Source organism: Thermogemmata fonticola (assembly GCF_013694095.1).
Classification (GTDB): Bacteria; Planctomycetota; Planctomycetia; order Gemmatales; family Gemmataceae; genus Thermogemmata; species Thermogemmata fonticola.
Genome location: NZ_JACEFB010000060.1, coordinates 1 through 209, shown reverse-complemented (window position 1 = coordinate 209; position 209 = coordinate 1). Strand labels below are relative to the sequence as shown.

General features: G+C 63.6%; 1 protein-coding gene. It reads right to left on the bottom strand.

Going from position 1 to position 209, the window contains the following annotated elements; all coding sequences use genetic code 11:
• Window positions 1-16: 16 nt before the first annotated feature.
• On the bottom strand, window positions 17-209 hold a 193-nt coding region (locus H0921_RS18610; RefSeq protein ID WP_194539846.1), incomplete at its 5' end, for a hypothetical protein.

Below are 209 nucleotides of genomic sequence, written 5' to 3'. Positions count from 1 at the left end.
TTTCTGACGCAGCCGTTTACCGCTCGCGTCCGTCGGAGGGGGGAAAAGCGGCTTCCGCCGCATCGAGTCGCTTCTGCAGAGCCTTGGCGTAAACCTTTTCGCGGAACTTGGCGAAGGCATCGCGGGCGGGTTCCTCGCTGTCGGCGATGATCCGCCCCGGCCGAGCGTGATCGACGGCATCGGCCACTTTGGTCAGCAACTCCTCGAAA